This is a genomic window from Mycobacterium sp. 1245801.1 (assembly GCF_001673055.1).
In the GTDB taxonomy this organism is placed as follows: Bacteria; Actinomycetota; Actinomycetes; order Mycobacteriales; family Mycobacteriaceae; genus Mycobacterium; species Mycobacterium europaeum_A.
Map to the genome: position 1 here is coordinate 1 of NZ_LZKY01000254.1, position 8,350 is coordinate 8,350.

General features: G+C 66.8%; 8 protein-coding genes. 5 read left to right on the top strand and 3 right to left on the bottom strand.

Going from position 1 to position 8,350, the window contains the following annotated elements:
• Window positions 1-801 (top strand): family 2A encapsulin nanocompartment shell protein (locus A5622_RS16420; protein WP_066880008.1); only part of this gene is annotated, 801 nt, incomplete at its 5' end.
• Complete coding sequence (locus tag A5622_RS16425) at window positions 788-2,809, top strand: family 2A encapsulin nanocompartment cargo protein cysteine desulfurase (RefSeq protein WP_066880010.1); 2,022 nt, start codon at window positions 788-790, stop codon at window positions 2,807-2,809. The genes A5622_RS16420 and A5622_RS16425, both read left to right, overlap by 14 nt.
• A 96-nt stretch (window positions 2,810-2,905) precedes the next feature.
• Here A5622_RS16425 and A5622_RS16430 read toward each other — a convergent pair whose 3' ends face one another.
• The 3 genes from A5622_RS16430 to A5622_RS16435 form a co-directional block, all read right to left on the bottom strand.
• Window positions 2,906-4,036 (bottom strand): YeiH family protein, encoded by a 1,131-nt coding sequence (locus A5622_RS16430; RefSeq protein ID WP_066880016.1) that lies wholly within the window; start codon window positions 4,034-4,036, stop codon window positions 2,906-2,908.
• Window positions 4,030-4,194 carry a hypothetical protein gene (locus A5622_RS29740; protein ID WP_197508029.1) on the bottom strand — a complete coding sequence of 55 codons (165 nt, stop codon included), beginning with the start codon at window positions 4,192-4,194 and terminating at the stop codon, window positions 4,030-4,032. Before A5622_RS29740 ends, A5622_RS16430 begins: the two co-directional genes overlap by 7 nt.
• A 124-nt stretch (window positions 4,195-4,318) precedes the next feature.
• Window positions 4,319-5,122 carry a Stf0 sulfotransferase family protein gene (locus A5622_RS16435; protein ID WP_066880012.1) on the bottom strand — a complete coding sequence of 268 codons (804 nt, stop codon included), beginning with the start codon at window positions 5,120-5,122 and terminating at the stop codon, window positions 4,319-4,321.
• Window positions 5,123-5,726: 604 nt separating this feature from the next.
• Here A5622_RS16435 and A5622_RS16440 point away from each other — a divergent pair.
• The 3 genes from A5622_RS16440 to A5622_RS16450 all read left to right on the top strand — a co-directional run.
• A complete protein-coding gene (locus tag A5622_RS16440) occupies window positions 5,727-6,494 on the top strand; it encodes an ABC transporter permease (protein ID WP_066869640.1) in 768 nt (255 codons plus the stop codon).
• Window positions 6,491-7,339: an ABC transporter permease gene (locus A5622_RS16445; protein ID WP_066869643.1), complete on the top strand. Its 849-nt coding sequence runs from the start codon at window positions 6,491-6,493 to the stop codon at window positions 7,337-7,339. The genes A5622_RS16440 and A5622_RS16445 overlap by 4 nt, the downstream gene beginning before the upstream one ends.
• 4 nt (window positions 7,340-7,343) lie before the next feature.
• Window positions 7,344-8,350 (top strand): MCE family protein (locus A5622_RS16450; RefSeq protein ID WP_066880014.1); only part of this gene is annotated, 1,007 nt, incomplete at its 3' end.

Here is an 8,350-nt window from a genome sequence, read left to right on the forward strand (position 1 = left end):
GGGGTTGACCACCCGGTTCACCCGGTAGATGCCGGCCTCCACCGGGACCCAGCCGAGCAGGTGGCGATCAAGGCCGAGGCGGGCGCCGGCACCGACGAACCGCTGCCGGAGACCTATGTCGACTACGAGACCAGCCCGCGCGAATACACGCTGCGTAGCATCTCGACGCTGGTCGACATTCACACCCGGGTGTCCGACCTGTACTCGAGCCCGCACGACCAGATCGCTCAGCAGCTGCGGCTGACGATCGAGACGATCAAGGAACGTCAAGAGTTCGAACTGATCAACAGCCCCGAGTACGGGTTGCTCGCGCAGGCCACGCCGGAGCAGACCATCCAGACGCTCGCCGGTGCCCCCGCGCCCGACGACCTCGACGCGCTGATCACCAAGGTGTGGAAGACGCCCAGCTTCTTCCTCACCCATCCGCTGGGTATCGCCGCATTCGGCCGTGAAGCCACCTACCGGGGCGTCCCGCCGCCAGTGGTCAGCCTGTTCGGTGCGCAGTTCATCACCTGGCGCGGCATTCCGCTGATTCCGTCGGACAAGGTCCCGGTGGAGGACGGCAAGACCAAGTTCATCCTGGTGCGCACCGGTGAGGAGCGGCAGGGCGTGGTCGGCCTGTTCCAGCCCGGCCTGGTCGGGGAGCAGGCGCCGGGTCTGTCGGTGCGGTTCACCGGCATCAACCAGTCGGCGATCGCGACTTACCTGGTCACCCTGTACACGTCCCTGGCTGTTTTGACCGACGACGCACTCGCCGTGCTCGACGACGTCGCCGTGGACCAGTTCCATGAGTACAAGTGAGTACCGAGCGGTAGACGCCGAAAGCGACCTGCCTATCAGCGCTGCGGAGCTTGCCGCGCTGGCCAGCCAGTTGTATGCGGCCAGCATCCGGCCGGGCCTGGACAGTCCACCGCAGTCGGCCCCGGTCGCGCCGCGTGGCAACGTGCCGGACGCGACGGCGGCGACGTCGGCCGGGCAGGCGGCGGCCGGCACGGCCGACGTATACCCCGGACCGGTCCCGTTGGTCGGTGGGCACGACGTCTACGTTCCGGCTCCAACCTCCAGCGCACCGGAAGCCCCGCCGCAGACGGTGCCGGTGGCCCCGCGCGGCAGCGCCCCGGATGCCACGGCGGCGACCTCGGCCGGCCAGGCGGGCGCCGGGGCGGCCGACGTGTACCCGTCACCGGTGCCGCAGCTGAATTTCTCCGACATCTATCTACCGGCGCCGACGTCGGCCGAACCCGACGTCCCGCCGCAGACGGCGCCGGTGGCCCCGCGCGGGGGAGCGCCCGACACGACGACGCTGGCCGCCGTCCCGTGGTTCGGCGGTGAACCGGGTGCGTTCGCGGTGCCCGGCGGCATCGTGCCCACGGTGCCCGGTGTGTTGGCCGGAACGACACCGACCGTGCCCGCCGGCTCGCGCGGTTCGGCGCCGTCGTGGCTGCCCGAGGCGCCGGCCGTCACCGACCTGGGCTGGTCCGACGCGCCCGCGTCGGCACCGAACGCACCGGCCGGTGACGACGGGGACTACCACTTCCTGACCAAAGCCGCTCCCGTGCCGCGGCTTTCGGACGAGCACGAGATATTCGACGTCAACGCGGTCCGGGCGGACTTCCCGATCCTCAAGGAGATCGTCAACGGCAAGCCGCTCATCTGGTTCGACAACGCGGCGACCACCCAGAAGCCGCAGGTCGTGATCGATCGGTTGGCGCACTTCTACGCCCACGAGAACTCGAATATTCACCGCGCCGCGCACGAATTGGCGGCCCGGGCCACCGACGCCTACGAGGAGGCCCGCGACACGGTAGCCGATTTCATCGGCGCGCCGAGCTCCGAGAACATCGTGTTCGTCCGCGGTACCACCGAGGCGATCAACCTGGTGGCGCACGCATGGGGTGGCAAGCATCTGCAGCCCGGCGACGAGATCGTCATCACCCACCTGGAGCACCACGCGAATATCGTTCCCTGGCAGCTGATTTCGCAAAAAACCGGCGCGATCCTGAAGGTGGCCCCGATCGACGATGCGGGCAACCTGCTGCTGAGCGAGTTCGAGGAGCTACTGGGTCCGCGGACCAAGCTGGTCGCCGCGAGCCAGGTGTCCAACGCGTTGGGCACCGTGGTACCGGTGGACAAGATCGTCGAGCTCGGCCACCGCTACGGCGCCAGGGTGCTGATCGATGGGGCTCAGTCGATTCAGCACATACCGATCGACGTCGCCGAACTCGGTGCGGACTTTTTCGTGTTCTCCGGACACAAGATCTACGGCCCCACCGGAATCGGTGCGCTCTACGGCACCGAGGAGGCGCTGACCGAGACACCGCCGTGGCAGGGCGGCGGTCACATGATCGCCGACGTCACGCTGGACCGGTCGCTGTACCAGGGACCGCCGACCAAGTTCGAGGCCGGCACCGGCAACATCGCCGACGCGGTCGGGCTGACGGAGGCGCTGCGCTATGTGCAACGGTTGGGCGTCGAGCGGATCGCCGCCTACGAGCACGCCTTGCTCGAGTACGCGACGCCGCGGCTGGCCGACATCCCGGGCGTGCGCCTGGTGGGTACCGCGCAGGAGAAGGCCAGCGTGCTGTCCTTCGTGCTGGCCGGCCACGAGCCGCTCGAGGTGGGCAAGGCGCTCAACGCCGAGGGCATCGCGGTGCGCGCGGGCCATCACTGCGCACAGCCCGCCCTGCGGCGGCTGGGTCTGGAGGCCACGGTCCGTCCGTCGTTCGCGTTCTACAACACCTTCGACGAGATCGACGTGTTCCTCAAGGCGGTGCGCCGGATCGCCGAGGGCGGTACCAACGTCGGCTGAGCGGCCGGCGTGCCGAGCGCCCGGCCGGCCGGGCGTGGGGATTCGAGCGCCCGCCCAGCCGGGCGCGTAGCGCGATGCGGTTCAGGCGCTGAACCGTTAAGTTCCCGCACCCCAACCGAATACGCGCGACGTCAGCAGCACGATGCCGAGCGAGACGGTGGCGACGACGGTCAACCCGATGACCGCGACGACCAACGGCCGCCACCCGGTGCGCGCGATCTGACGGATGTCGGTGTTGAGTCCCACGCCGGCGAAGGTCAGCAGGAAGGCCCATTTCGACACGTTGGCGAGGTTGGCGGTCTGGCCCTTGGTCAGCCACCCCGCCGTGGCGATCGCCGAGACCACCAGGAAGCCGAGCACAAACTTCGGGAATTTGCTCCAGATGAACGCGGTCTTGGCCTTGGCGCCCCGGGCGATCTCGTCGGCTTCCCCTCGCGCGGCCCAAAACAGCGCGAAGCCCAGCACGACGAAGCCGATCAGCGCGTTACGGGTCGACTTCACCAGCACCGCGATCTTGCCGGCGTGGTCGGAGTACAGATATCCCGTGGCGGTGGTTTCGGCGGTGTTGTCCACGGAAAGCCCGGCCCACAAACCGAATTCGTGGTCCGTGAGACCGATCGCGTGCCCCAACGGCGGCAACACGAACAGCGACACCGCGCCCAGCGCCAGGATCGCCGCGATCGCGTAGCTGACATCGGAGTTGCGGGCCCGGATCGCCCCCTTGGCCGCCACGATGGCCGACACCCCGCAGATGGACGTGCCTATCGCCAACAGCGAGCCGAGCTTGCCCGACAACCCGAACGCGCGGGCCACCACGATGATGATCGTCCCGGCAATGGTCATGTCCACCAGGATCTGCACCAGGCTGATGCCGCCGAGTTTGGCGATGTCGCCCAGCACGAACCGCGAGCCGAGCGCCACGATCCCGGCCTTGAGCCAGAATTCGTAGGTCAGCACGCCGGGGCGGAATATCGGGTGCAGGCCGATGGTATTGGTGATCAAGAGCCCAATCACGATCGCCCACAACACATATTCGATGTCGGGCACGGTCCAGTGCTGGTGCTTGGCCAGTGCGTTCCACCAGATCTGGGCGTACTTGCCCAGCACCCCGACGCCGATCAGCAGCAGGATGCCCGGCACATAGTCCAGGGGACGGGTGCTGGTGAAGGTGACCTCGTCCGACGTTTCGTCGGGTGCCGTGCGGACGGTGCTCACGCCGGTCACCAGGGGATCCTCGGAAGCACGTTGGCCACGGCCAACGCGACGATCACGCCCGCCACCGCGGTCGCCCACCAGTCCACCGACACCGAACCGAGCCGGGCCGCCCAGTCCGGCCCCTGCGGAGCGTCGGGGTCCTTTCCGTTAGTTGGCACGCCTTCACCCACGATGACCGCTCCTCAAGCGCTTATGGCGGCGTCTCCCAGCCGCATCCGTTTGACCGGAATGGTGGCGTCCGGGCGCGCTACATCCAAGTGATTGGCTCGGGCTGAATTTAGCTCGGCCGGCCGATCAGGTTGGCAGGCCGTGCTTCTCGGCATCGGCCCGATAGCGGTCCACCCACTCGTCGGAGCGCTGGTCGGCCTGACGCTCCAGCACCGGCTCGGGCGCCAGCTGTGGATCCAGGCCCAACGCCTCCAGGATGGACCCCACCACCTGAGTCAGGTTGCGCCACAACACCGGATACGAGATGTCCATGGGTTCGATGTTTTCTTCGGCGAACCAGTTCCGCCAACCCTCTTCTTGCGCGCGCAGCATGGTGACGACGTGGGCGATGGCCCCGGCGTGATAGGTGGCGCGCGCATCCCGGACCGGGTCGGGCCGGCCGCGCCAGACCCGGGTCTGCACCGCCCGCCAGAACGACACCGCTTGGGAGATCACATCGGGCCGGTAGACGTGAATCAACAGCGGCTGCTCGCCCACCACATCCGTGATCGCCGCCAGCAGGCCGTCCCCGCTGCGGTCCGGCAGGTTCTTCGCACGGTCGAGTAGCAGTGGCGTCTGGTTCCACATCAGCTTGCCGCCCCACACCCCGTTCGGGGTCCGCCCGACCGTGCGGATGTAGGCCCGCCAGATCTCGGGCGGCGCCAGGTCGGGCGTCCCGACGTCCAGCGGGTCGAGCAGGCTCAGGATCGACTCGTCCTCGACGCCGGCGAACCATTCCCGGGGCTGCGGGGACTGGCTGGTGGACGGCAGATACTGGAAGAACTCCTGCGGCTCGCCGGCGACGCCGGTGGCGCGCAGCGACTCGACCAGCAGCGTGCTGCCGCTGCGCTGCGACGCCAGCACCAGATATGACGACGGGCTATTGGTCACCGGCAGAGTGTATCCAGAACGCTCGAATCTTATCCGGGCTAGCGCGCTTAGGGTCAGGCTGAAGGAAACCATTGTGTTCAAGCGGTCTTGCCCGAACTGTGGCTTTCGGCGACGACAGCCGAACGGGACGGTGGCCGTGGATGCTCATCTGGTTTCGGAGCGGACGGAAAGCCGCACCCGCGGCGCAGGCCGTGCTGCGTTGAGAAGCGCTGCGTTGCAAGCTGATTCGGCCTGCCACCCCGGTTTTCCCGTGCGCCGGACCCTTCGTCTGCGTGCGCCACCGGTCGCTACTCGGTCCGTCTGCCGGCCGCTGCTGCGGGGGCCGCTGCGTCGGGCCGGTTCCGACTAATCACGCAGGCCAGCGGCCGGATAGAACATCGGCGCAGGCCTGGCGGCGCCACCCAATATTTCTTCTTCTTGATTGCAAACCTGACGCCGGGCATCGTTTTGCCCGTACATTCCCTCATCTAGTGCGCTCAAGCAGACGCGGCGCAGGTAAACAGTGCTGTTTGCGTTAGGGCCAGCGAATTACCAACGTATAAACGCTGTTACGAAAATGGGGGTCGGGTTGAGTCAAAGACCTCCGTTGGGCTGGACGAGCAGCGTGAACGCGGCGGTCCTTGCGCGGCCCATGACCGCGCTGGGCCAATTCTTTCTGCTCAGCGCCGAGGCATTGGTGGCGGCGGTGCGCGGCCCATGGGCGTGGCGCGAAGTGCTCGAGCAGATTTGGTTTGTCGCCCGCGTTTCCATTTTTCCGACGATTATGTTGTCGATCCCGTACACGGTGCTCATCGTGTTCGTCCTCAACATCCTGTTGGTCGAGATCGGCGCGGGCGATCTGTCGGGTGCCGGCGCCGGGTTGGCGTCGGTGACTCAGGTGGGACCGGTCGTCACGGCGATGGTCGTCTCGGGTGCCGGGTCGACGGCCATGTGCGCGGATCTCGGCGCGCGCACCATCCGCGAGGAGATCGACGCGATGAAGGTGATCGGCGTCAATCCGATTCAGGCACTGGTGGTTCCGCGCATCATCGCGGCGACGTTCGTCGCGGTTCTGCTGTACTCGGTGGTGGCGGTCACCGGGCTGACCGGCAGCTACATCTTCGTGGTCTTCGTCCAGCACGTCACGCCCGGCGCGTTCGTCGCGGGGATGACCCTGGTCACCGGGCTGCCGCAGGTGGTGATCTCGCTGATCAAGGCGACGCTGTTCGGGCTGTCCGCCGGCCTGATCGCCTGCTACAAGGGCCTGTCGGTGGGCGGTGGCCCGACCGGCGTCGGCAACGCGGTGAACGAAACCGTGGTCTTCTCGTTCATGGCCTTGTTCTTCATCAACATCCTGACCACCGCGCTCGGTGTGAAGGTGACGGCCAAATGACCGACGCCGCGCGCGAGCCCTCGTGGTTCGTCAATCTTGGCCCCCGCCTCGCGGATTCCACGCGGAAGCTGGGCGAACAGACCGCCTTCTACGGGCAATCCCTGACCGCCACCGTCGATGCGGTACGGCGCTACCCGAACGAACTGCTGCGCCTGATCGCCGAGATGGGCATGGGCACAGGGGCATTGGCCGTCATCGGGGGCACGGTCGGCATCATCGGGTTTCTCACGCTGACCACCGGCGCCCTCGTGGCGGTACAGGGTTACGACACGCTGTCCAACATCGGCGTCGAAGCGCTGACCGGCTTCCTCTCGGCGTTCCTGAACGTGCGGATGATCGCGCCCTGCACCGCCGGTCTGGCACTGGCCGCCACGATCGGTGCGGGGGCGACCGCGCAGCTGGGCGCGATGCGCATCAACGAGGAGATCGACGCGCTGGAAGTCATGGGCATCCGCGCGGTCACCTATTTGGCGTCCACCCGGATCATCGCCGGCATCCTGGTCGTCATCCCGCTCTATGCCGTCGCCGTGCTGATGTCGTTCGTCGCGGCGAAGTTCCTCACGATCTACGTGTACGGGCAGTCACGAGGCGTCTACGAGCACTACTTCGCCACCTTTTTGCGCCCCACCGATCTGTTCTGGTCGTTTTTGGCGGCGCTGACCATGGCGGCCGGGGTGATGGTCGTGCACACGTATTACGGCTTCACCGCGACGGGCGGTCCGGCGGGCGTCGGGGAAGCGGTCGGTCGGTCGGTGCGGTCGTCGATGATCGTCACGGCCTTCGTGTGCCTGATGATCTCGCTGTCCGTCTATGGGCAGTCCGGCAACTTCAACCTGTCGGGATGACCGGATGAGCACTCACAAAGCCGACGGGGCGTTCCAGCGAAACAGGACCCGCCACAGCAAGATTGACCCGATCTGGTGGGCACCCACCTTGTTCATCCTGATCGGTGGCCTGATCGCGATGACCGCGGCCTCGTTCTCGGGCAAATTCCAGGCCTTTGTCCCGCTCACGCTGGTGTCCGACCGCGCCGGCCTGGTGATGGAAGACGGCGCCAAGGTCAAGCTGCGCGGCGTCCAGGTGGGTCAGGTCGCGTCGATCGGCACCGACGTGAAGACCGCTCGGCTGCAGCTGAAGATCCAACCGGACGCCTTCAAGTATCTGCCGAGCAACCTCGAGGCCGAGATCACATCCACCACGGCGTTCGGCTCGAAATACGTCGATCTGATCGTTCCCGACCATCCCAGCCCGGCATCGTTGAAACCCGGCGCGCTGTTGCGCTCGCGCAACGTCACCGTGGAAGTGAACACCGTCTTCGAGAACCTGCAGTCGGTGGTCCAGGCGCTCGACCCGGCAAAGCTGAACGCGATCCTGTCGGCCTTCGCGCAATCCGTGCGCGGCAAGGGCGACCGGCTCGGACAAGCGATCACCGACGCCAACAACGTGCTACTCACCGTCAACCCGCGCATGGACACCATCGGGAAGGACTGGCGGCTGTTCGGCAAGACCACCGCCATCTATTCCGATGCGGCGCAGAACATCTTGTCCATCCTGGACTCGGCGACGACGACGAGCGCGACCATCACGGACGACCAGCGCTCGCTGGATTCGTTGTTGCTGTCGGCGATCGGCTTCAGCCAGACCGGCATCAACGTGATCGGCCGCAACGAGTCGAACATCGTGCGGTCCATGAACCTGCTCGATCCGACCATGGCCCTGCTGGAGAAATACTCGCCGACCTATACGTGCCTGTTCCAGGGTGCGCAGTGGTACGTCGACCATGGTGGCCGAGACGCGTTGGGCGGCAACGGTTATTCGGTGATACTCGACGCGGCGCTGCTGTTCGGCGACGACCC

Bases quoted from the DNA above. Each gene is read 5' to 3' on its own strand.
- A5622_RS16445 (WP_066869643.1), top strand. From the start codon at position 6,491: ATGACCGACGCCGCGCGCGAGCCCTCGTGGTTCGTCAATCTTGGCCCC.
- A5622_RS16425 (WP_066880010.1), top strand. From the start codon at position 788: ATGAGTACAAGTGAGTACCGAGCGGTAGACGCCGAAAGCGACCTGCCT.